This window comes from Rubrivivax soli, assembly GCF_049810355.1.
Classification (GTDB): domain Bacteria; phylum Pseudomonadota; class Gammaproteobacteria; order Burkholderiales; family Burkholderiaceae_C; genus Rubrivivax.
On the sequence record NZ_CP187368.1, the window covers coordinates 5,314,078 to 5,335,770 of the forward strand.

General features: G+C 73.3%; 21 protein-coding genes. 11 read left to right on the top strand and 10 right to left on the bottom strand.

Going from position 1 to position 21,693, the window contains the following annotated elements; translation table 11 throughout:
• Positions 1–10 precede the first annotated feature (10 nt).
• Positions 11–1,612, top strand: coding sequence for a pyridoxamine 5'-phosphate oxidase family protein (locus ACPOLB_RS24555; RefSeq protein WP_425258676.1), 1,602 nt, complete (start codon positions 11–13; stop codon positions 1,610–1,612).
• On the opposite strand, the gene ACPOLB_RS24560 is transcribed toward ACPOLB_RS24555, so the two are convergent.
• Genes ACPOLB_RS24560 through ACPOLB_RS24570 form a run of 3 tightly spaced genes read right to left on the bottom strand, consistent with a single transcriptional unit; the run spans position 1,596 to position 4,122 of the window.
• Positions 1,596–3,104 carry a PAS domain-containing sensor histidine kinase gene (locus ACPOLB_RS24560; protein ID WP_425258677.1) on the bottom strand — a complete coding sequence of 503 codons (1,509 nt, stop codon included), beginning with the start codon at positions 3,102–3,104 and terminating at the stop codon, positions 1,596–1,598. The two genes, ACPOLB_RS24555 and ACPOLB_RS24560, sit on opposite strands and share 17 nt — an antisense overlap.
• Positions 3,101–3,475 (bottom strand): response regulator transcription factor, encoded by a 375-nt coding sequence (locus ACPOLB_RS24565; protein ID WP_425258678.1) that lies wholly within the window; start codon positions 3,473–3,475, stop codon positions 3,101–3,103. The genes ACPOLB_RS24560 and ACPOLB_RS24565 overlap by 4 nt, the downstream gene beginning before the upstream one ends.
• Positions 3,472–4,122 (bottom strand): response regulator transcription factor, encoded by a 651-nt coding sequence (locus tag ACPOLB_RS24570; RefSeq protein WP_425258679.1) that lies wholly within the window; start codon positions 4,120–4,122, stop codon positions 3,472–3,474. The genes ACPOLB_RS24565 and ACPOLB_RS24570 overlap by 4 nt, the downstream gene beginning before the upstream one ends.
• A gap of 433 nt (positions 4,123–4,555) precedes the next feature.
• Here ACPOLB_RS24570 and ACPOLB_RS24575 point away from each other — a divergent pair, with 433 nt between their 5' ends.
• The 4 genes from ACPOLB_RS24575 to ACPOLB_RS24590 all read left to right on the top strand — a co-directional run bounded on the left by ACPOLB_RS24575 (position 4,556) and on the right by ACPOLB_RS24590 (position 8,817).
• Positions 4,556–5,395: a sensor histidine kinase gene (locus tag ACPOLB_RS24575; protein WP_425258680.1), complete on the top strand. Its 840-nt coding sequence runs from the start codon at positions 4,556–4,558 to the stop codon at positions 5,393–5,395.
• Positions 5,395–6,057 carry a response regulator gene (locus ACPOLB_RS24580; RefSeq protein WP_425258681.1) on the top strand — a complete coding sequence of 221 codons (663 nt, stop codon included), beginning with the start codon at positions 5,395–5,397 and terminating at the stop codon, positions 6,055–6,057. The genes ACPOLB_RS24575 and ACPOLB_RS24580 overlap by 1 nt, the downstream gene beginning before the upstream one ends.
• An 82-nt stretch (positions 6,058–6,139) precedes the next feature.
• A complete protein-coding gene (locus tag ACPOLB_RS24585) occupies positions 6,140–6,652 on the top strand; it encodes a (2Fe-2S)-binding protein (protein WP_425258682.1) in 513 nt (170 codons plus the stop codon).
• Positions 6,649–8,817 carry a molybdopterin cofactor-binding domain-containing protein gene (locus ACPOLB_RS24590; RefSeq protein ID WP_425258683.1) on the top strand — a complete coding sequence of 723 codons (2,169 nt, stop codon included), beginning with the start codon at positions 6,649–6,651 and terminating at the stop codon, positions 8,815–8,817. Before ACPOLB_RS24585 ends, ACPOLB_RS24590 begins: the two co-directional genes overlap by 4 nt.
• Positions 8,818–8,853: 36 nt before the next feature.
• On the opposite strand, the gene ACPOLB_RS24595 is transcribed toward ACPOLB_RS24590, so the two are convergent.
• The gene (locus tag ACPOLB_RS24595; RefSeq protein ID WP_425258684.1) at positions 8,854–9,666 is read right to left on the bottom strand and encodes an SDR family NAD(P)-dependent oxidoreductase; all 813 of its coding nucleotides are present in this window, start codon (positions 9,664–9,666) and stop codon (positions 8,854–8,856) included.
• A gap of 127 nt (positions 9,667–9,793) precedes the next feature.
• Between ACPOLB_RS24595 and ACPOLB_RS24600 the strand changes: the two genes are divergently transcribed.
• Complete coding sequence (locus tag ACPOLB_RS24600; RefSeq protein ID WP_425258686.1) at positions 9,794–10,759, top strand: GlxA family transcriptional regulator; 966 nt, start codon at positions 9,794–9,796, stop codon at positions 10,757–10,759.
• 12 nt (positions 10,760–10,771) lie between these two features.
• Here the strand turns inward: ACPOLB_RS24600 and ACPOLB_RS24605 are convergent, their stop codons facing one another.
• The gene (locus ACPOLB_RS24605; protein WP_425258688.1) at positions 10,772–11,782 is read right to left on the bottom strand and encodes a zinc-dependent alcohol dehydrogenase family protein; all 1,011 of its coding nucleotides are present in this window, start codon (positions 11,780–11,782) and stop codon (positions 10,772–10,774) included.
• A 135-nt stretch (positions 11,783–11,917) separates the two neighbouring features.
• A complete protein-coding gene (locus ACPOLB_RS24610) occupies positions 11,918–13,828 on the bottom strand; it encodes an FAD-dependent monooxygenase (protein ID WP_425258689.1) in 1,911 nt (636 codons plus the stop codon).
• 161 nt (positions 13,829–13,989) lie between these two features.
• On the opposite strand from ACPOLB_RS24610, the gene ACPOLB_RS24615 reads away from it, so the two are divergent.
• Complete coding sequence (locus ACPOLB_RS24615) at positions 13,990–14,409, top strand: MarR family winged helix-turn-helix transcriptional regulator (protein WP_425258690.1); 420 nt, start codon at positions 13,990–13,992, stop codon at positions 14,407–14,409.
• Between the two features lie 57 nt (positions 14,410–14,466).
• On the opposite strand, the gene ACPOLB_RS24620 is transcribed toward ACPOLB_RS24615, so the two are convergent.
• Positions 14,467–16,494 (bottom strand): choice-of-anchor F family protein, encoded by a 2,028-nt coding sequence (locus ACPOLB_RS24620; protein WP_425258691.1) that lies wholly within the window; start codon positions 16,492–16,494, stop codon positions 14,467–14,469.
• 307 nt (positions 16,495–16,801) lie between these two features.
• On the opposite strand from ACPOLB_RS24620, the gene ACPOLB_RS24625 reads away from it, so the two are divergent.
• Positions 16,802–17,281, top strand: coding sequence for a VOC family protein (locus tag ACPOLB_RS24625; protein ID WP_425258693.1), 480 nt, complete (start codon positions 16,802–16,804; stop codon positions 17,279–17,281).
• Between the two features lie 22 nt (positions 17,282–17,303).
• Here the strand turns inward: ACPOLB_RS24625 and ACPOLB_RS24630 are convergent, their stop codons facing one another.
• The 3 genes from ACPOLB_RS24630 to ACPOLB_RS24640 are packed head-to-tail and all read right to left on the bottom strand — an operon-like array spanning position 17,304 to position 19,805.
• Positions 17,304–18,716 carry an ATP-binding protein gene (locus ACPOLB_RS24630; RefSeq protein WP_425258695.1) on the bottom strand — a complete coding sequence of 471 codons (1,413 nt, stop codon included), beginning with the start codon at positions 18,714–18,716 and terminating at the stop codon, positions 17,304–17,306.
• Positions 18,717–18,721: 5 nt separating this feature from the next.
• On the bottom strand, positions 18,722–19,384 hold the full coding sequence (locus ACPOLB_RS24635) for a response regulator (protein ID WP_425258696.1): 663 nt from the start codon (positions 19,382–19,384) through the stop codon (positions 18,722–18,724).
• A 25-nt stretch (positions 19,385–19,409) separates the two neighbouring features.
• On the bottom strand, positions 19,410–19,805 hold the full coding sequence (locus ACPOLB_RS24640) for a PepSY domain-containing protein (RefSeq protein WP_425258697.1): 396 nt from the start codon (positions 19,803–19,805) through the stop codon (positions 19,410–19,412).
• 106 nt (positions 19,806–19,911) lie between these two features.
• Here ACPOLB_RS24640 and ACPOLB_RS24645 point away from each other — a divergent pair, with 106 nt between their 5' ends.
• The 3 genes from ACPOLB_RS24645 to ACPOLB_RS24655 are packed head-to-tail and all read left to right on the top strand — an operon-like array spanning position 19,912 to position 21,688.
• Positions 19,912–20,328: a DUF1924 domain-containing protein gene (locus ACPOLB_RS24645; protein WP_425258698.1), complete on the top strand. Its 417-nt coding sequence runs from the start codon at positions 19,912–19,914 to the stop codon at positions 20,326–20,328.
• Positions 20,325–20,861 carry a diheme cytochrome c gene (locus ACPOLB_RS24650; protein ID WP_425258699.1) on the top strand — a complete coding sequence of 179 codons (537 nt, stop codon included), beginning with the start codon at positions 20,325–20,327 and terminating at the stop codon, positions 20,859–20,861. Before ACPOLB_RS24645 ends, ACPOLB_RS24650 begins: the two co-directional genes overlap by 4 nt.
• 26 nt (positions 20,862–20,887) lie before the next feature.
• Positions 20,888–21,688, top strand: coding sequence for a cytochrome b/b6 domain-containing protein (locus ACPOLB_RS24655; RefSeq protein ID WP_425258700.1), 801 nt, complete (start codon positions 20,888–20,890; stop codon positions 21,686–21,688).
• Positions 21,689–21,693 lie beyond the last annotated feature (5 nt).

Here is a 21,693-nt window from a genome sequence, read left to right on the forward strand (position 1 = left end):
GCAAGACACCATGAGCCAGGGCTACGCACGCATCGCCTTCACGCCCGCCGTCCAGGCGCTGCAGCAGCGCCATGGCAGCGCCGCGCAGTACACGCTGTCCGACGATGCGGCGGCGCCCGACGAGGGGCTGGGCGCGCGCGAGCAGGCCTTCATCGCGGCGCGCGACACCCTGGTCCAGGCCACGGTCAGCGAAACGGGCTGGCCCTACGTGCAGCACCGCGGCGGTCCGCCCGGCTTCATCCAGGTGCTCGATGAACGCACCATCGCCTACCCCGACTTCCGCGGCAACCAGCAGTACCTGAGCGTGGGCAACCTGGGCCAGGACGACCGGATCTCGATCCTGTTCGTCGACCCGGCGGCGCAGCGCCGCCTGAAGCTGTTCGGGCGCGCGAGGCTGCTGGACGCGCAGGCGGACCCGGCCCTGTTCGAGCGCCTGCGGCTGGCGCACCCGGCGGCGACGGTCGAACGTGTGTTCGTCGTGCAGGTCGCCGGCCACGACTGGAACTGCCCGCAACACATCGTGGCGCGCTTCACCGAGCAGGAGGTCGCCGCAGCCACCGCACCGCTGCGCGCACGGGCCGAGCGTGCCGAGCGACGTGTCGCCGAGTTCGAACGGACCGCGCAGCCGGCGGCTGCCGGCCCGCGCACGCTGGGCCGCGGCGCGGTGGCGCTGGTGGTGGCGGGCGTGCGGCAGCTCACGCCACGGGTGCGGGCATTCGAGCTGCGCCACGCCGACGGGTCGCCGCTGCCGGCCTTCGACGCCGGTGCGCACCTGGTGCTGCCTGTCGCGCTGCCGGACGGCACTGCGGCCTCACGCCACTACTCCATTGCCTCGGACCCGCGCGACCGCAGCCGCTACGAGGTCGCCGTGCTGCACACGCCCGGCGGCGGCGCGGCGTTCGCGCACGCGCAGTGGTCGCTCGGCACGGTGCTGCGTGCCGATCCGCCGCAGAACCACTTCCCGCTGGCCGGAGGCACAGGCCCGTGCCTGCTGGTCGCCGGCGGCATCGGCATCACGCCGCTGAAGGCCATGGCGCTGCAGCTCGTGCACGCCGGCCGTGCCTGCGCGCTGCACCACGCGGTGCGCTCGGTGCGCGAGGCGGCCTATGCCGACGAACTGGCGGCGCTGCTGGGAACGCGCCACGTGCTGCACCCGTCGGACGCCGGCCGCCGGCTCGATATCGACCGCCTGCTGCAGCGGAGCGACACTGCGCAGCTGCAGGTCTACGTGTGCGGCCCGCCTTCGCTGGTGGCCGCGGTGCGCACGCGGGCGCTGGCCGCCGGGGTTGCGCCCGCGCACATCCACAGCGAGCGCTTTGCGCCGCCCGATGGCCAGGCGGGCGACACCGCCTTCGCCCTGCGTCTGCACCGCAGCGGCCGGGTCGTGCACGTGCTGCCTGGACAGACGATGCTGCAGGCGCTGGAGCAGGCCGGCGTGCCGGCGGCGGCGTCGTGCCGCGTCGGCATCTGCCGCACCTGCGCGGTGCCGGTGCTGGACGGCACGCCCGACCACCGCGACGAGGTGCTGACCGCCGCGGAGCGCTCCAGCGGCCGTCTGGTCTGCCTGTGCGTGTCGCGCGCGCACACGCCGGTGCTCACGCTGGACCTGTAGCGTCGCCAACGTCCGCCGCAGCGCCCAGCGGCAGCACCAGCGTGAAGGTCGAACCGAACGGCGTGTCGCGGCAGGCCTCCAGACGCCCGCCGTGGGCCTCGGCAATCGAGCGGCAGATCGCCAGGCCCATGCCCATGCCGTTGGGCTTGGTCGTGTAGAACGACTCGAACATCGCCGCGGTGCTGCCAGCAGGGATGCCGACCCCGTGGTCGGCGACTGCGACCACCAGATCCGACGCCAGCTGCCGCGTGGCGACGGTCAGCGTGCGCGGGCGCCCCTCGACGCCGTCCATCGCCTCGGCGCCGTTGCGCAGCAGGTTGAACAGCACCTGCTGGATCTGCACGCGGTCGGCTTGCACGGCGGGCAGGCCGTCCGCGAGCCGGGTCTGCCACACGATGCCGCGGCCGCGGAACTCGTCGCGCAGCAGCGCAAGCACTTCCACGACGAGCGCGTTGATGTCCAGCGGCGCGCGCAGCGGCGGCGCGCGCCGGAACAGCGACTGCATCCGGCGCACCACGTCCGCCGCCGCGTGGCCGTCGCGCACGATGCGGTCGACGCTGACCAGCGCGCGCTCGACGTTCGGCGGGTCACCGGTCAACCAGCGCCGGCAGGCGCTGTCGTTGGCAATGATGGCGGCCAGCGGCTGGTTGATCTCGTGCGCGATCGACGCGGACAGCTCGCTCAGGGCCGCCAGCTGCGCGGCGCGCGCCAGTTGAGCCTGCGTCGCCAGCAGCGTGCCGCGTGCGGTGTGCAGGTCCTCGATGTCGGTGGCCAGCACGAACCAGCGCACGATCGCCCCGGTGGCGTCGCGCGCCGGCACCGCGCGGTAGTGGAACCAGCGGTAGACGCCGTCGGCGCGGCGCTGGCGCAGCTCGGCGTCGCAGGGTTCGCCGGCGGCCATGTAGCGCTGCCAGTCGGCCACCACACGCGGCAGGTCGTCGGGATGGATCGCGTCGGTCTGCTCCCAGGCCCGGAGCTCCTCGAGCGTCCGGCCGAAGTACGCGGTGTGGCGCTGGTTGGCGTATTCCAGCGTGCCGGCCACGGTGGTGGTGAAGACCAGCGCCGGGATGGTGTCGACCACCAGCCGGGCGGCGCGTTCGCTGTCCTGCAGTGCCTGGTCGGTGCGCCGGCGGTTCTCGACGTCGGTGCACGTGCCGCACCAGCCCACCACCGCGCCGGCCGGGCTGCGCAGGGCCTGGGCGCGTGCCAGGTGCCAGCGGTAGTCGCCGTCCGCGCGGCGCAGGCGCAGCTCGATCTCCACCGGCGTGCCGTCCGCCGCGGCCGTGCACCAGCGCTGCAGCACGTCGTCGCGCTCGCCGGGGTGCAGTGCCGCGGCCCAGCCCCATCCCATCGACCCAGCCTCGTCCAGGCCCGTGTACTGGCACCAAGGCCGGTTGACGAAGTCCACCGCACCCGTCGGCGCGGCCGTGAGCGCCAGCAGCGGCAGCGCGTCGAGCAGTTGCCGGGCCGGGTCGCGGGGCGCCAGCGTCATGGCCGTGTGCCCGCCAACGCCCGGGCCACCGCAGCCAGCAGCGCGGCGCCCTCGAACGGCTTGCGCAGCAGGCCTTGGCCGCGCTGCGCCTGGGCGAGTGCGGCCGCGCCCAGCTCGTGGCCGGTGATGAAGATCACCGGCAGACCGGGCCGCAGAACCGCCACGCGCTGCTGCAGCGCGAAGCCGTCCATGTCCGGCATCGACACGTCCGAGACGAGGCAGGCCACGCCCGCCAGGTCGGGGGACCGCAGCAGCTGCTGCGCCGAGCCGTAGGTCTGCACGAAGAATCCCGCCGACTGCAGCAGGTTCTCGATCGATTCGAGCACCCGGGGATCGTCGTCCACGACGGCGACGAGCGGCGCCGCGCTCATGGCCGCGCGCGCCGCGAGTGGGTCGGCACGATGCCCATGGTGTCGGTCATGCGGACGAGGTCGGGCAGCGAGTCGGCGGCCATCTTGGCCATGATCTTGCGACGGTGGATCTGCAGCGTGATCTCGCTGATGCCGAGCACGGCCGCCGCCTGCTTGTTCATCAGTCCGCTGACGATCAGCGGCAGCACCTCGCGCTCGCGTGGCGACAGTGTCGCCAGCCGCGCCGCCAGGTCGCGGTGCCAGGCCTGGCTGCGCCGGGCCTGCCGTCCGCGTTCGACGGCCTCGCGCACCGCACGCAGCAGCTGCACGTCGCTGAACGGCTTGGTGAGGAAGTCGACGGCGCCCGCCTTGCAAGCCTGCACGGAGCTGGGAATGTCGCCGTGCCCGGTGATGAAGACGATGTGCGGGTGCGGGTGCGTGTGTGCCGGCCCGGCCAGCCGGCGCTGCAGGTCCAGCCCGCTGATGTCGGGCAGCTGCACGTCGAGCACCAGGCACGACGGGCTGGCCATGTGCGCGTGCTCCATGTAGGCGGTGGCGGTGCCGAAGGTGACGACGGCGAATCCCTCGGACTCGAGCAGGTTCTGCAGGGCCTCGCGCACGCGGAAGTCGTCGTCGACGACGACGATGCAGTCCTCGGTCGGGTTCATTCGGGCTTGCCGCGCGCGGCCCGGCCGTGCGCCGCGCCGCCGCACGGCACGCGCCGGCGCCAGGGCCGCCCGGGGGCACGGGGATCACGGAACATCTGGAAAGACTAGCAGCCTTCCCGAGCCGCGGCGATCAAGTCTTTCCGTGATTGCAGGCCGGGCAGCGCGCCGCAGGGCGCACAGCGGGGTGGCGTGCCGCCCCGAGCGCAGCGCCCGCAGTCCGCCGGCCACGCCCAGCGGGCCTGCAACCCCGGCAGCAACAGCAGCACCGGGACGATCTCGACCCGCACTGCCAGCGCCGCCGGCCCGGGGTGGGGTCCGGCCCGCGGCCAAAGGAGGCGGCCCCGGGGTGCACGGAAAGCCGTGATGGCCGGACGGGGCACCTGCACCTAAGCTGAAGCGCGTTGTTCCTCTCCCGAAGTCCCTGGGAATGCGCATGTTCAGTTGTGGTGCCTTGTCGGATGCGTGGTCGCTGGCGTGGTGGCCGGACCTGGCCGCCTTGCCGGGGCTGGTGCCTATGCTGGTGCTGGTGCTGGTGCTGGCCGGGCTGCACCGGTGGGGTGTGCGGCGGGCCGCCGTGCGGGCGCGGCTGCACGAGCGGCAGCGCATTGCGCGCGAGCTGCATGACACGCTGCTGCAGGGCACGCAGGCGCTCGCGTTCGAGCTGCAGGCGCTGGTCGAGCGGCTGCCCGCCGCCAGCGGCCACCGCACGGCGCTGCAGCGCGCCATCGTCGCGGCCGAGCGCGTGGCGGCGGAAGGCCGTGACCGGGTGCTCGGGCTGCGTGCCGGCGACGGCGATGCGCGCATGCTGTGCGCTGCGCTGGCAACGACAGCGCGGCTGGCTGCGCGGCCGGGCAGCGGCGCGTCCACGGTGCAGGTGCACACGCAGTGCACCGGCGCGCCACGCCGCCTGCAGCCGCAGGCGCTGCAGGCGGCCACCGCGATCGGGCGCGAGGCGATCCGCAATGCGCTCCGGCACGCCGGGGCGGCACACGTCACGATCCAGCTCGACGCCGGCCGCGACGCCCTGCGTCTGCGCATCCACGACGACGGCGTCGGCCTGGCACCCGACGCCGCCGCGGCGGCGGCCGCTGCCGGGGGCTGCGGCCTGCTCGGCATGGCCGAGCGCGCGGCGGAACTCGGTGCCCGGCTGACCTGCCACGGCCTGCCCGGTGGCGGCACCGCCGTGGTGCTGGAGGTGCCCGCACACGCGGCCTACGCGGCGCAGGTGCGGCGGCGCGGCACGGGCCCGGGCGGGGAGGCGCCGCAGTGCTGATGCCGCCGGGCACGGACACCGGCAGGGGCGCGGCACCGATCCGGGTGCTGGTGGTCGACGACCATGCCCTGCTGCGCGCCGGCATCGTTGCGCTGCTGCAGGGTGCGCCCGGCATGACCGTCGTCGCCGAAGCCTGCAACGGCCGCGAGGCGCTGGCGGCATTCGACGCGCACCGCCCCGACGTGACGCTGATGGACATCCAGATGCCCGAGCTGGACGGCCTGGCGGCGGTGGCCGAGATCCGCCGCACCAGTCCGGCGGCCCGGATCGTGATGCTCACCACCTTTCCGGGGGACGCGCCGGTGCGTCGTGCGCTGCAGCAGGGGGCGGCGGGCTACCTGCTGAAGAGCGTGGCGCGCACCGAGCTGGTGGACACCATCCGGCTGGTGCATGCCGGTGGGCGCTACGTGCAGCACGACGCCGCCATCGAGCTGGCCCGGCACCTGGGCGACGACGCGCTGTCCGGCCGCGAGCTGGTGGTGCTGCGCCGCGTCGGGGCCGGCCTGTCCAACAAGCGCGTGGCCGGCGAGCTGGGCCTGAGCGAGGACACGATCAAGAGCCACATGAAGAACGTCATCCACAAGCTGCGCGCCAACGACCGCACCCATGCCGTCACGATCGCGCTGCGCCGCGGCCTGATGGCACTGGCCGAGACGGCCTGAGATCGCCCTGGCCACAAGAGGCAGCGGCGCCTGCGCCGCCCGGCACAGGACCGGCCGCACACCGACTTCGAGAATGGTCCGCATGTCCTTCCTGGAGTGCATGATGGCAGCGCAGCAGCAAGTCGATGTCAACGGAGTGCGGCGGGCGGTGGAGGTCGATGCCGACATTCCGCTGCTGTGGGTGTTGCGCGACGTGATGGGCCTGACCGGCACCAAGTTCGGTTGCGGGGTGGGCCTGTGCGGCGCCTGCACGGTCCACGTGGACGGCGTGCCCGTGCGCTCTTGCACCACGCCGGTCGGATCGCTGGGCCGGTCCAGGGTCGACACCATCGAGCAGCTCGGCCGCAGCCCCGTCGGCCGTGCGCTGCAGCAGGCCTGGGTGGCGCTCGACGTCCCGCAGTGCGGCTACTGCCAGTCGGGCCAGCTGATGGCGGCGGCGGGGCTGCTGGTCGCGAACCCCGCGCCCAGCGATGCGGACATCGACGCGGCCATGGCCGGCAACCTCTGCCGCTGCGGCACCTACCACCGCATCCGCCAGGGCATCCACCAGGCGGCACGCGCGCTCGCGGCGCCGGCCGTGGGGAGCGCACCGTGAGCGCCGACGCAGCGCGCCGGGGTTTCCTGCGCACGGGCCTGGCGGCCGGCGGCGGCCTGGTGGTCGGCATCGGGTCCGCGGTGGCGCCCGGCACTTCCGCCCGCGCAGCCGGAGGCGGGACGGCTGCCGAGGCGCCGTTCGCGCCGAACGCCTTCGTGCGCATTGACGTGCAGGGCCGGGTGACGCTGGTCATGCCGTTCGTCGAGATGGGGCAGGGCACCTACACGTCGATCCCGATGCTCATCGCCGAGGAACTGGAGGTGCCGCTGGACAGCGTGCATCTGCAGCACGCCCCGGCCGACGACACCGCCTACGCCAATGCGCTGTTCGGCTTCCAGATGACGGGCGGCTCGTCGGCCATCCGCGCGGCCTACATGCCGCTGCGGCGGGCTGGCGCGGTGGCCCGGCTGCTGCTCGTGGAGGCCGCGGCGCGGCGCTGGCAGGTCGGTGTGGCCGACTGCCGTGCGGAGCGCGGCACGGTCGTGCACGTGCCGAGCGGGCGCAGGCTGGCCTACGGTGCGCTGGTCAACGACGCGGCAATGCTGCCCGCGCCGCAGCAGGTGGTGCTGAAGCCGCCGGCGCAGTTCGGGCTGATCGGCACGCCGGCGCGGCGTCTGGACACGCCGCAGAAGGTGGACGGCTCGGCCCGCTTCGGCATCGACGCGCTGCCGCCGGGTGTGCGCTTCGCGGCGCTGGCGCAGGCGCCGGCCTATGGCGGGACGCTGCGTCGGCTGGACGACAGCGCGGCGCGCGCGGTGCGCGGCGTGCGGCAGGTGGTGCAGCTCCAGGATGCCGTCGCGGTGGTGGCCGACCACATGGGCGCGGCCCGCAAGGGGCTGGCCGCGCTGGACCTCGTGTGGGACGACGGCCCGAACGCCCGCACCGGCACGGCCGAGATCATCGCCGCGATGCGCGCGGCCTCGCGCGGGGCTGCCGCCACGGCGCGCAGCGACGGCGACGCCGCACAGGCCATCGCCGGCGCCACGACCCGGCTCGAGGCCGCCTACACGCTGCCGATGCTGGCGCACGCGGCGATGGAGCCTGTCAACTGCACCGTGCACCTGACACCGGACCGCTGCGAAGTCTGGACCGGCACGCAGGTGATGGGCCGCGCGCGCGATGCCGCCGCGCGGGCCGGCGGCCTGGCGCCCGACCGGGTGGTGGTGCACAACCACCTGCTCGGCGGCGGTTTCGGCCGCCGGCTCGACGTCGACTTCGTGACGCGGGCGGTGCAGATCGCGCGGCACGTGCAGGGGCCGGTCAAGGTGGTGTGGAGCCGCGAGGAGGACATCCGCCGCGACCTGTACCGTCCCTGCTTCCACGACACGCTGAGCGCCGGGCTCGACGCCCAGGGGCGCATCGTCGGCTGGCGCCACCGCATCACCGGCTCGTCCATCCTGAAGCGCTGGCTGCCGCCGGCCTACCAGAACGGCCTGGACCCCGACACGGTCGACGGCGCCGTGCAGCCGCCCTACGCCATGCCCAACGTGCTGGTGGAGTACGTGAACCACGAGCCGCCGCAGATCCCCACCGCCTTCTGGCGCGGTGTCGGGCCCACCCACAATGTCTTCGTCGTCGAGAGCTTCATCGACGAGCTGGCGGCAGCGGCCCGGCGCGACCCGGTCGCGTTCCGGCTGTCGATGCTGGACGGCAACCCGCGTGCGCGCGCCGTGCTGCAGCTGGCGGCAGAGCGCGCGGGCTGGGGCGGCCCGCTGCCGCCCGGCGTGGGGCGCGGGGTTGCGCTGCAGCAGGCCTTCGGCACCTTCATGGCCCTCGTGGCCGAGGTGCAGGTGCCGGACGCGGGCGAGGTGCGGGTGCGCCGTGTGGTGTGCGCGGTCGACGGCGGCGTCATCGTCAACCCCGACACGGTGCGCGCGCAGGTCGAGAGCGCCGTGCTGTTCGGCACCAGCGCGGCCTTGTTCGGCGAGATCACCCTCGAGCGCGGCCGCGTGCAGCAGTCCAACTTCCACGACGTGCGCACGCTGCGCATGCACGAGGTGCCGGCCATCGAGGTCCACATCGTGGCCAGCGGCGAAGCGCCGGGCGGCATGGGCGAGCCCGGCACCTCGGGCATCGCGCCGGCGATCACGAACGCCATCCATGCCGCCACCGGCAGGCGCCTGCGTGCGCTGCCGGTGTCGCGGGCGCTGGCGGCGCCGCCGTGAGCCGGGATCGGCCTGCAGGGCCGACCCCGTGCGCCTTCAGTGCGCTGCGAGGTAGCGCGCCGCGGGCGTGTTGCTCGACAGCTGGCCCGTGAGTGCCTTGCGCGCGGCATCGTAGGCGAGCCACGCCTGCTCGGCATGCAGCGACGGGATGGTGACCGTCTCGCCGCGGTCGAAGCCCACCAGCGCGGCGTCGACCATGTCGTCGGCACGCATCACGATCTCCTGCGGCAGGTGCTCCAGCGGCAGGCCGCCCGCGTCCCAGAACGGGGTGGCTGTGGCACCCGGCAGCACGGCCTGCACGCGCACGCCCTTGTCGGCCAGCTCGTGCTGCAGCGACAGGCTGAAGGCATGCACGAACGCCTTGCTGCCGCCGTAGACGCCGTTCAGCAGCTCCGGCGCGATGCTGACGATGGACGCGATGTTGATGACAGCGCCGCTGCCGCGTGCGACGAAGCCGGGCACGGCCGCGTAGGTCAGGCGCGTCAACGCCGTGACGTTCAGCGCGATGAGCTGGGTCATGCGCTCGACGTCGCTGTCCAGCAGCGCCGTGTGCGTGCCGATGCCGGCGTTGTTGACCAGCAGCGTGATGCGCCGGTCCATGCGCAGCCGCTGCTCGACCACGGCCAGCTGTGCGCGGTCGGCGAGGTCGGCATCGATGACGTCGACCGAGCGGCCGGTCTGCGCAGTGATGCGCCTGGCCTGCGCGGCGAGCCGGTCGCGCTGGCGCGCCACCAGCACGAGGTCGTGGCCGCGCCGGGCAAGCCGCTCGGCGTAGACGGCGCCGATGCCGGAAGACGCGCCGGTGACGAGCGCGGTGCCCGGGTGGGGCTGAGGGGAGGGCTGGGTCATGGTCGGGATGCCTGTTGGGTGGATCGAGGATCGATGCAGGCATCGTAGGCACCGGTGCGCATGGCGTAAATGCCGCATACAGTCAGCTTTTCAGTCATGGCGCCGGTTGCGGCGCAAGGAGCATCGCATGCACCGCGTCGGCTACGTGCTGGCCCCGGGGTTCCAGGTCATGGCCCTGGCCACGCAGACCGTCTTCGAGTTCGCCAACCGCGCGGCGCAGCAGGACTTCTACGTGCTGGAGAACTACGCCGAGTCGGGCGGCGAAGTGCGTTCGTCGCTGGGGCTGTCGGTGGGCGCGCGGGCCCTGCACGCGCGCTGCGTGGCGCAGACCTGGATCGTCGCCGGGGTCAACGACCCCGTGGCCGTGCCCGCGACAGCTGCCGTGCTGCACTTCCTGCGCCGCGCCGGGCCCCGCGCGCGCCGGGTCGCCGGCATCTGCACCGGGGCTTTCGTGCTGGCCCAGGCCGGCTTGCTGGATGGCCGGCGTGCCACGACACACTGGGCCTTCGCGCAGGACCTGCGGCGCCTGCACCCCGAGGTGCGCGTCGACGACGACCGCATCCACGTCGTCGATGGCCCGGTCTGGACCTCGGCCGGCATGACGGCCGGCCTGGACCTGGCATTGGCGATGGTCGAGCAGGATCTGGGGCCCGAGGTGGCGCGTTCGGTGGCGCACAAGCTCGTGATGCACCAGCGGCGATCAGGCGGGCAGTCGCAGCATTCGGAACTGCTGGCGCTGGCACCCACCTCGGACCGGGTGCAGAAGGCGCTGCAGTACGCACGGCAACACCTGGGGCAGGACCTGTCGGTGCAGGCGCTGGCCGAGGCCGTGCACCTGAGCCCGCGGCAGTTCAGCCGCGTGTTCACCCAGGAGACGGGTACGTCGCCGGCCAAGGCCGTCGAGGGGCTGCGGCTGGAGGCGGCCCGGCTGCTGATCGAACAAGGGCGGCAGCCGCTGGAGACCATCGCCCGGGACACCGGCTTCCGCGACCGGCGCCACATGCGCGAGGCCTTCGTGCGCGGCTTCGGCACCACGCCGCAGGCGGTGCGCCGCGATGCGCGGCCGCCACGCACGGACCGCGCCGGCCGGTGATGCGCCGCAGGCTCAGCCCCGCACGTCGACCACGACCTTGCCGCGCGCCTTGCGGTCCGTGACCAGCGCGTGGGCCTGCGCCACCGTCTCCAGCGTGTGCCGGCCGGGGTCCAGGCGCGGCCGCAACAGGCCGGCGTCGGCCAGGCGGGTGGCGGCCCGCAGGATCTCGCCGTGGTGTGCGCGGCCCTGGCCCGTCAGCAGCGGCAGCAGCGTGAACACGCCCGAGTAGGTGGCGCCGCGGAACGACAGCGGCGCCAGGTCGTGGGTGCCCCAGCCCAGCGCGGTCACCACGTGGCCGCTGGTGCGTCGCACGGCCAGGAACGACGCGTCGAGCACCGCGCCGCCGACCGTGTCGAAGACGATGTCGAAGCCTGCGCCGCCAGTGTGCTGCGCCACGTAGTCGGCCACCGGCGTGCTGCGGTGGTCGATGGGTGTGGCACCCAGCACACGCACGTCGTCGGCCTGTGCCGCCGTGCAGGTGGCATACACAGTGGCGCCGCGAGCGCGGGCGAGCTGGATGGCGATGTGGCCGACGCCGCCCGCGCCGCCCTGCACCAGCACCTGGTGGCCACTGGCGACCCGCGCGCGGTCGACCAGCCCTTCCCACGCGGTGATGAAGGCCAGCGGCAGCGCTGCCGCCGCGTGCATGTCCAGCGTCGCGGGCTGGTGCGCGACCAGTGCTGCATCGACGGTGGCGAACTCGGCCAGGCTGCCCTGCAGGCCGCCGACACCGCCGGTGCAGCCGTACACCGCGTCGCCCGGCGCGAAGCCGGTCACGCCGCCGGCCACCGCCTCGACGGTGCCGGCCAGGTCCAGGCCCAGCACGGCCGGTAGCGGCTGCCGGGCGTGCGGCGCTGCGCCGGCGCGGATCTTGGTGTCGAGCGGGTTCACGCCGCTGGCGTGGATGCGGACCAGCAACTGGCCGGGCGCCGGCTGCGGCCGAGGCACCTGGCGGCAGACGAAGGGGCCGTGGGGCGTGGCGAGCACGGCGGCGCGCATGGTCGGCGGGGCGGAGGTGTGCATTGCGCGGAGGCCTAGCAGGTGGGGGTGCCCGCAAGGTTGGCCCGCCGCGCGCCTGCCCGCATCTGCCGTGCGGCCGGCTTCAGCGGCCCCCGTCTGGTCTGGCCACCCGGCAGGCGGGCGCCCGCGGCCTGCCGCCTACCGCAGCACGCCGGCGAAGAACCGCGACAGCTCCGCGTGCGCGTCGAGCGGCAGCACGTGGGCGACGTACTGGTCGGGCCGCACCACGACCACGCAACCGCTGTCACGCCGGATGCCGCGCATGTCGAAGATGTCGCCGGCGCCCTTGTGGTCGACGCAGAAGACCTTCTCGTGGTCCTGCAGCCCGAGCCTGCCGGTTTTCGGCTTCAGCAGTGACGGCATGTGCTCGCCGGCCAGCTGGTCGAAGGTCTGCTGGAACACGGCGCGCACGTCGATCACCGCGTCGATGTCCTCGCCCGGCCGCGTGTGCCGCCGCACGGGCGAGTCGGGGTGCTGTTCCAGCCAGTCGGCCAAGCGGCGCAGCGGCGAGCCCGGCGCGCCGCTGTCGCCCCGACCGGCGAAGGCGTACAGGCGCCAGCGCGCATCGGCTTCGGCCGCGTGCCCGAGCTGCATCCGCTGCACGTCGGACAGCCGCACCACCGGCGCGGAGTGGAAGCGGCGTCCGATCTCCAGCCCCTGGGCCAGGGCCTGGTGCGTGGCGGGGCCGACGAGCGCGGAGGTGCCGTACTGCACCGCCGTGCCGCCGGTGAACGCCAGGTTCTGCTTGAACTGGCGGATGATGCGCGGCTCCTCCAGGCCGTCGCGCTCGGCCTGCGTGGTGGGCGCCGACATGATGCGTGACCACTGGTGGTCGGTCTCCACCAGGCGGCGGGCTTCGGCCAGGCGTTCGCGGGAATAGCTGCCCAGCAGGCTGGCGTCGGCCCGGCCCTGCAGCACGTGCACCAGCTTCCAGCCGAGGTTGAAGGTGTCCTGCATCGACACGTTCATGCCCTGGCCGGCCTTGGGCGAATGCGTGTGGCAGGCGTCGCCCGCGGTGAAGACGCGGGGGTTGCGGTCGCTGCCCGCGGGCACGTCGTCGAAGCGGTCGGTGATGGCGTGGCCGATGTCGTAGATCGACCACCAGACCACCTCCTTCACGTCGATGGTGTAGGGCCGCAGGATGCGGTTGGCCGCCGCGATCATGTCGTCCTGCGTGAACTTGCGACTGGCGGCGCGCTCGTCGGGGCGCAGCTTGTCCAGCTCCACGTACATGCGGAACAGGTAGCCGCCTTCGCGCGGCAGGATCAGCACGTTACCTTCGCTGGCCGACGAGACCAGGCACTTCTGCCGCACGTCGGGGAAGTCGGTGTTGGCCAGGATGTCCATCACGCCCCAGGCCTGGTGCGCGGCGTCGCCATGCAGCTCGCCGCCGATGGCGCGGCGCACGGCCGAGTGCGCACCGTCGCAGCCGACCACGTAGTTCGCGCGCACGGTGCGTGTGGCCCACCAGTGCACGCCGCTGGCGTCCTTCAGCGTCACCGTCACCGGGTGGTCGTCGGTGGCGGGGTCGATCGTCAGCCCGACGACCTCCCAGCTGTAGTCGGGTTCCAGGCGCGCGGGCGCGTTCTTCATCGCTTCCAGGAACAGCTCGTGCAGCCGCGCCTGGTTGATCAGGATGTGCGGCATCTCCGAGCTGTCGTCGGCCACGTCCTGCACGCGCCCGACGCGACGGATGTGCTGCGGGTTGGCCGGGTCGGGCATCCAGAAGGCGGTCTGGTTGACCCAGCAGGTCTCGCGCTTGACCTTCTCGGCGATGCCGAAAGCCTGCAGCATCTCCATGGTGCGCGTGTTGATGCCGTCGGCCTTGCCCTTGACGATGTTGCAGGGCATGCGTTCGACGATCATGGTCTCGATGTCGGGGAACTGCGCCAGCTGCGCGGCCAGGCACAGGCCTGCCGGCCCGGTGCCGGCGATCAGCACGTCCACCGCGTCGGGCAGCGGTTCGTTGACGCCGCGGTTGCGCCGGTGGGGCGCGGCCTGCCTGACGTCGGGGCTGCCGCCCCGGAAGCCATCCTTGTAGAACTGCATCGCCGGTCTCCTTGGGGTGAAGCGCGCCGCGGACGACCTGCCACTGCACAGGCAAATGATATCTATGCATATCAATTGTCGTCAAGACGATATGTATACTTACTAACCAGGCGGCTCGCGAAGCTGCACGTGCTGAACCCACTTCCTTGCGGAGCGCAGTGATGGAATCGCTCGACATGGCCGGCCACCTGATCCGCCGCCTGCATCAGCACTCCACCCAGGTCTTCGTTCAGAGGACCCAGGAGGCCGGCTACGACCTCACGCCCGTGCAGTTCGCGGCGCTCGATGCCATCCACGCGCACGCCGCCACGGACCAGGCACGGGTCGCGGAGACCATCGCGGTCGACCGCGCCACCATCGGCGGCGTCATCGAACGGCTGGAGCAGAAGGGCTGGATCCGCCGCGTCGTGAGCGAGCGCGACCGGCGGGCGCGCGAACTGTCGCTCACCGCCGAGGGCGCGCGCGTGCGCGCGGCCCTGCTGCCCATCGTGCGTGCGCTGCAGGACGAGATCCTGCAGCCGCTGGGCAGCGCGGACCGCGCCCGCTTTCTCAAGCTGGCGCGGCACGTGGTGCGGCCCTAGCGCGGGCTGCGCGCGACCGGGCCCGCCAGACGCGCTGCGACTCCGCGCTACTCGGCGCTACTCGGCGCTCTTCCTGCGCTTGACCAGCACCTGCGTCGTGTATCCGGCGTCGATGCCGTCGACCTTCTGCCCGTCGACTTTGACACTCGCCCGCCATTCCACCGTGGCAGGCGTGGCCGGGTCGGCAAGCCGGGCGGTCCAGCGGAAGCTGAACAGCTGCCGCTTGCCCACGGCCAGGTTCGTGAAGGTGCCGCGGAACTCCCTGCCGTCGGTGCCGGTCAGCAGCACCTCGCCGCTGGCGGTCGCCTGGGCCGTCTTGTCGTTGGCGATGGTCAGCAGCAAGGTTCTCGACATGCCGTCGACCACGGTGGCCGGCACCAGCAGGTTCGTGAGCGTCACCTTCGACAGGATCGGCACCGTCGCGTTCTTGGCCGTCGTGCTGGACGTCCTGGCGACCCCCGCGGAGGCGTCGGCGTACGACATGGTCACGACGGTGCCGGCCGCCACGTTGCTGAACGCGTCGGGCAGCACGGCCGCGAACACGCCGCGGTTGGGACCTTGTTCGACCAGCGTCAGGCTGCCCTTCAGGCCGGTGCTGGTGGCGATCTGCACCGCCACCGTCTCCTCGACCGCCGGATTCGTGTTCAGGTCCCTGTCGCCGACACGGGCCGTCAGCAGGCTGCCGACCGTGAACGTGGGCTGCGGGGCGAGCTCGACGGTGGCGTCGGAGCTCGGGTACAGCAGCAGAGGGCTGGGCAGGGCCCCGACGAAGACCGGTGGCGGCGTTCCGGACGTGTCGGCCGTCGGCGTCACGCGGATCGTGAAGGTCTTCCCGTTCGATCCCGGGAACGTCGACACGTCGCCGATGCGGACCACGTAGTTGAGTCCGACGTTGACCAGGTCGTCGATCACGTCCGACGTGTAGGCCAGGTTGGCGCCCATGGCCTGGATCTCGGTGGCGGGAATCTCGGCGAACCCACCCTGCGCCCCGCGCATCCACCCCAGGCCGCCCCTGGCCGGGTTGTAGCCGTACCAGGCCACCAGCGCCGCGTCGGTGGACGGATTGCCGTCGTCGTCGAAGAAGATGCCCGTGGGCAGCATGCTGTTGGGCAGCCAGGGTCCGAACTGGTAGGCGGCCGCGCCGCCGCCGGCCGGCACGTTGCCGTAGTCGCTGGGCAGCGGCCGGGTGGCCGTCAGCGTGTCGGTCAGCGGCTGCGCGCCGGCCACGTATTCGTCGATGTAGAAGCCGGCGCGCGTGTCGGGGTCGAAGAACCCGATCTCGCCGGTGTGCTTGTCGACGGGGCCGAACAGGCCGGCCGAGAACGTGGCCAGCTGGGTCGGGCTCCACAGGTCCGACGGCACCGCGATGTTCAGCTGCGCCAGCGGCACACCGGCCGCTCCGGCGCGCTGGAAGGCGTCGCCGACACCGAAACCGACCTCGACCTTGAAGCCGGCCAGGCGCCTGCCTGTCCAGTTGTTGATCTTCTGGAAGATCTCGTACGTGCGCTCGCCCGCCTCGGGCTCGACGTTGAAGACCAGGTCGACGCTCTCGCTGCCCTGGCCGTCGACCGTGGAGGGCAGCATCGCCACCTTGAAGCGCTTGTGGGTCTGGAACGGGCTGCTGCAGACCACCTGCCTCGGGTCCGCCGCATCGAGGTAGTGGTCCTTGAGATAGGACGTCGCCAGGATGCAGTTGGCCGGCTTGCCCTGCTTCGCGCCCGGATCGTCGTTGACGATCTTGATGCCAGCGGGCTCGCCCACCGGCCAGTCCTTGGCCAGCGCGATGCCGGTCATCGTGCCGGTGCGATCGAAGACGTTGGCCCGGTAGGTGAAGTCGGACCCCGGAGCGAACGCGTACGCCCCCGTCATCGGGTCGAACCAACTGCCGGTGCCGTTCAGCAGCACCTGGACGTTGCCGAGGTTCCAGCCGCCGAAGCCCGGCGCGCCGGTGGCGGACGGGACCGAAGTGATCTTGCCGGCATGCGCCGAGCCGGCCAGCGCGAGGACGGCCACCGCCAGCAGCCTGCTGCTCCAGCGTCGGCTGCTGCCCGCCTGCGGGGTGCGGTCCTGTGTCTTCATGGTCATTGCGTTGTCTCCAGTGAGGTGCGTCGTGTCGACACCAGTGCTGCGATGCGCGGCTGGTCCCCGGGCACCGGTGGCCCGAAGTACCTCAGCGACGCCATGGACATCTGATGGCGAAGGTCACTGTCGACCGCCGGACGCGCAGGTCGTTTGCTTGAAATCAATGCCGCATCGGCCCATCGGCGGCCACGACCCATTTACTTAGGGGGGTATCCGGCCGGCGCGCCGCTGGCGCGACCGGTCGACCGTGTCGATGGCGTGGCCGCCGGTTCGTCGTGTGGGCACTGCAACCCCGTTCCGGAGCCCGCACATGATGCGCAAGAACACGATCTGCCTGTGGTTCGACGGCGACGCCCTCGATGCCGCGAACTTCTACGCCAGGACCTTCCCCGACAGCGCCGTGGGCGCGGTCCACCGTGCGCCCGGCGACTTTCCATCGGGCCGGCAGGGCGACGTGCTGACCGTCGAGTTCACGGTCATGGGCCTGCCGTGCCTCGGGCTCAACGGCGGGCCGGCCTTCCGGCACAGCGAGGCGTTCTCGTTCCAGGTGGCCACCGACGACCAGGCGGAGACCGACCGCCTGTGGCACGCCATCGTCGACCACGGCGGCCAGCCGAGCGCCTGCGGCTGGTGCAAGGACCGCTGGGGCCTGTCGTGGCAGATCACGCCGCGCGCGCTGGTCGACGCGATCAACGACCCCGATCCGGCGGCCGCGAAGCGGGCATTCGAGGCCATGATGACGATGGGCCGGATCGACATCGCCGCGATCGAGGCGGCGCGCCGCGGCTGAGGGCGGTCCGCGCAGTCGGGCGTCAAGTCCCGGACGGCGCGCCCGGCAGCTCCACCTCGACCCGCAGGCCGCCCGAGGCGGCCGCGCCCAGCGTGACGCTGCCGCCGTAGAGCCCGGCCAGTTCCGACACGATCGCCAGCCCCAGGCCGCTGCCCGGCACCGACTCGTCCAGGCGCGCGCCGCGCGCCATCACGGCGGCGCGGCGCTCGGGCGCGATGCCCGGGCCGTCGTCCTCGACCACGAGGTGCAGGCGCCGGCCCGCGGGCGTGTCGGCGCCCCAGGCCTGCACCCGCACGGCGCTGCGCGCCCACTTGCAGGCGTTGTCGATCAGGTTGCCGGCCACTTCCTGCAGGTCCTGCACTTCGCCCGCGAACTGCAGGTCGTCGGCGATGGCCGCACAGTCGATGCGCACGCCGCGCTCGGCATGCACACGCTCCAGCACCCGCACCAGCCCGGCCAGCGCCGGCGCGACGGCCGCGCGCACGCCGGGCAGGCCATGGGCCGCGGCTGCGCGCGCGCGCGCCAGGTGCCAGTCGACATGGCGCCGCGCCAAGCCCACCTGGTCCTGCACCCGGGCCGCCAGGGCGGCAGCGTCGGCCGGGTGGCGCTGCGCGGCCGCCGCCGCCTGCGCCAGTGCCGCCAGCGGTGTCTTGACCGCATGGGCCAGGTTGCCGGCCTGCGTGCGCGCGCGCTCGACGATGGCCGCGTTGTGGTCGAGCACGCGGTTGAAGTCGTCCACCAGCGGCTGCACCTCCGCCGGAAAGCGCGTGTCGATGCGCTGCGCGCGGCCGGCCTGCACGGCCGCGAGCGCGCGCTGCAGCGCGCGCAGTGGCGCCAGCCCCACGGCCACCTGCGCCACGGCGGCCGCGCCCAGCAGCAGCAGCAGCGCGCCCAGCGCGGCCGCGAGCAGGCCCGTGAAGCGCTGGATGGCCAGCGCCGTCTCGCCCAGGTCGGCCGCGACCATCAGGCGCCAGGCCGCTGCCGTCGGGCCGGGGGGCTGCACGGTGCGCTCCACCAGCAGCAGCGCCGCGCCCTGCGGGCCGGTCACTTCGTGCACGTGCACGTCGCCCGGGCCGGGCGTGTCGGCCGGGGGCTGCAGCGTGGTGTCCCACAGCGACCTGGACCGCAGCACGGCCGCCGAGGGGTTGGCGCCGGTGCGGTCGATCTGCCAGTACAGGCCCGAGTAGGGCCGCGACCAGCGCGGGTCGCTGAGCTGCGCGCCGCCCAGCTGTGGCTGGCCGGCGTCGTCGAACTCCAGCCGCGCCGTGACCTGGTCGAGCTGGTCCGTGAGCGTGCGGCCGAACTGGCGCATCACGTGGTCGCGGAACAGCCCCGACAGCAGCAGGCCCGCCAGCGCCAGCGCCACCAGCACGGCCAGCAGCGTGGCCGCCAGCAGCCGGAATCGCAGCGATCGCTGTCCGTGCGCGCCGGCCATGGCGGTCAGCGCGGGTCCGACAGGCGGTAGCCCATGCCGCGCACCGTCTCGATGGTGTCGGGCGGCAGCTTGCGGCGCAGCCGCCCGACGAAGACCTCGATGGTGTTGGAGTCGCGGTCGAAGTCCTGGGCGTACAGGTGCTCGGTCAGTGCGGTGCGCGACACCACCGTGCCCGGCCGGTGCATCAGGTAGGCCAGCACCCGGAATTCGTGGCTCGTCAGGGCGACCGGCTGCCCGCCGCAGGTGACGCGGCCGCTGCGCGTGTCCAGTGCCAGCGGGCCGTGCTGCAGCAGCGGCGAGGCCAGGCCCTGCGCGCGCCGGATCAGGGCCCGCACGCGCGCCAGCAGTTCTTCGATGTGGAAGGGCTTGGTCAGGTAGTCGTCGGCGCCGGCGTCGATGCCGGTCACCTTCTCGTGCCAGCTGTCGCGTGCAGTGAGGATCAGCACCGGCATCGTCCGCCCGGCGGCGCGCCAGTGCTGCAGCACGCTCAGGCCGTCGCGCTGCGGCAGCCCCAGGTCGAGGATCACCGCGTCGTAGCTGTCGTGCAGGCCCAGGTGCTGCGCGTCGCCGCCGTTGTCGGCCTCGTCCACGGCATGGCCGGCGTCGACCAGGCCGGTGCGCAGCAGCGCGCGCAGCGTGGGGTCGTCCTCGACCAGCAGCAGCTTCATGCGGGCACCGTGCGTGTGCCCCGGTTCATCGCGGGGCGCCCTGCGCCGGGCCGTGCCGGTCGGCGCGCTTGCGCCGTGCCTCCAGCACCCGGCCGGTGGCCGCGTCGACCTCCAGCTTCAGCAGCTGGCCGCTGGCCTGCAGCAGCTTGATCTCGTAGATCCAGCGCGCGCCGGAGGTCGGCGCATCGTCGTCGCGTTCCAGCTCCAGCTCCAGCACCTGCCCGGGGTGCGTGCGCTGCAGGCGTTCCAGCAGCACCGCCAGCGGCAGCACGTCGCCGGCCTGCACGGCGGCGCGGGCGCGTTCGTGGTCGTGGCGGTCGCTGGCCTGTGCCGCCGGGCCCGGCACCGCGGCAGCCAGCGCGCACAGCAGCAGGGCAGGCAGCCGGTGGCGCCACGGGGGCAGGGTGTGGATCGGCGTCATGCAGCGATTGTCGGCCTGCGGATCTGAACGGCCGATGAACGCGCGCTTCACGCCGGGTTCAGGGTCGGCTTCCAAGAATGCATCCCATCCCGCACCAGGAGCTTCCATGACCCACCCCCACGGCGCCGTCAGCGCCGCCATCCTGGCCGCCGCAGCCTGCCTGCTGCCGCTGCACGCCGCGCACGCCGCAGACACCACGCCGGCCCGGCAGCTGCAGCGCTTTGCCACCGAGGCCGGCACGCCGGGCCAGGCCGAGCGGGGCCGCCTGTTCTTCACCAGCCGCCACGGCGGCGAGTGGTCGTGCTCCTCGTGCCACGGCAACCCGCCGGTCGGCACGGGCAAGCACGCCGGCACCGGCAAGGCGATCGACCCGCTTGCGCCGGCGGCGAACCCGCAGGCGTTCACCGACACCGCGAAGGTCGACAAGTGGTTCCGCCGCAACTGCAACGACGTGCTGCAGCGCGCGTGCAGCCCCGGCGAGAAGGCCGACGTGCTGGCTTGGCTGACGGGGCTGCAGCGATGAGCACGCCGCGCAACCCCCGTCTCGCGGCGCGCAACGTGCTTCCGACGCTGCTGTCGATCGCCTTCCTGGCTGCCCTGCCGGCTGCGACCCTGGCCGACAGCGGGCGTGCGATGCCGCAGCCCGTGCCCGCTGCCTACACGCAGGAGTGTGCGTCGTGCCACATGGCCTATCCGCCCGGCCTGCTGCCGGCACGGTCGTGGCAGCGCTTGATGGGCGGGCTCGAGCGGCATTACGGCAGCGACGCTTCGCTCGATGCCGCCACCCGGCAGCCGATCGACGCCTGGCTGCAAGCCAACGCCGGCACCTACAAGCGCGTGGCCGAGGAACCGCCACAGGACCGCATCACGCGGTCGGCGTGGTTCGCGCGCAAGCACCGCCAGATCGACCCCGCGGTCTGGCAGCTGGCCAGCGTGCGCAGCGCCGCCCAGTGCGCGGCCTGCCACACCGACGCCGAGCGCGGCCGCTTCGACGACGACGCCTTGCGCGTGCCCGCGGGCCTGCCGGCCAGCCAGCGCCGCGCCTGGCTGGACTGACCCCACCCGATCACGAAAGACCCACGATGCAACCCACGACCACCACCCCCACTGCCGCGCTCGCGCCCGGGCGCGCCACGCCGGCCCGGCCGCCACAGGCGCGCCGCCGCGTCGTCGACGCGCCCACGCGCATGTTCCACTGGCTGTTCGCCTTGAGCTTCCTGGGCGCCTACCTCACGGCCGAGGGCGAACGCTGGCGCGCGCTGCACGTCACGCTGGGCTACACGCTCGCGGGGCTGCTGGTGTTCCGCGTGCTGTACGGGCTGCTCGGCCCGCGCCACGCCCGCCTGGGCCCGCTGCTGCGCAAGCTGGCGGGCGCCGCCGCCTGGCTGCGCTCTGCGGCCGGCGCATTCCGGGGCGGCACCGTGCAAGGCGTGCCCTGGCGGCAGGGCCAGAACCTGCTGATGGCCACGGCGGTGGTGGTGCTGCTGCTGCTGGCGGTGCCGCTGGTGATCAGCGGCTACGGCACCTACAACGACTGGGGCGATGCGTCGGGCGGTGTGCTCGGCGGCGACTGGCTGGAAGAGCTGCACGAGTTCGTCGCCAACGCCATGCTGGCCGCCGTGCTGCTGCACGTGGGGCTGATCGCCGCGCTCAGCGTGCTGCGGCGCAAGAACCAGGCACTGCCCATGCTGACCGGCCATGTGGACGGCGCGGGCCCGGACCTGGTGCAGCGCAACCATGCCTGGCTGGCGGCGCTGCTGTTGCTGGCGGTGGTGGCGTTTTTCGCGTGGTCTTGGCAGGCGTCGCCGCGCGGGCTGGTGCCGGCCACGGGCTGGGCGCAGTCGGCGCCCGACGGGCGGCACGACGGCGACGACGACGACTGACCGGC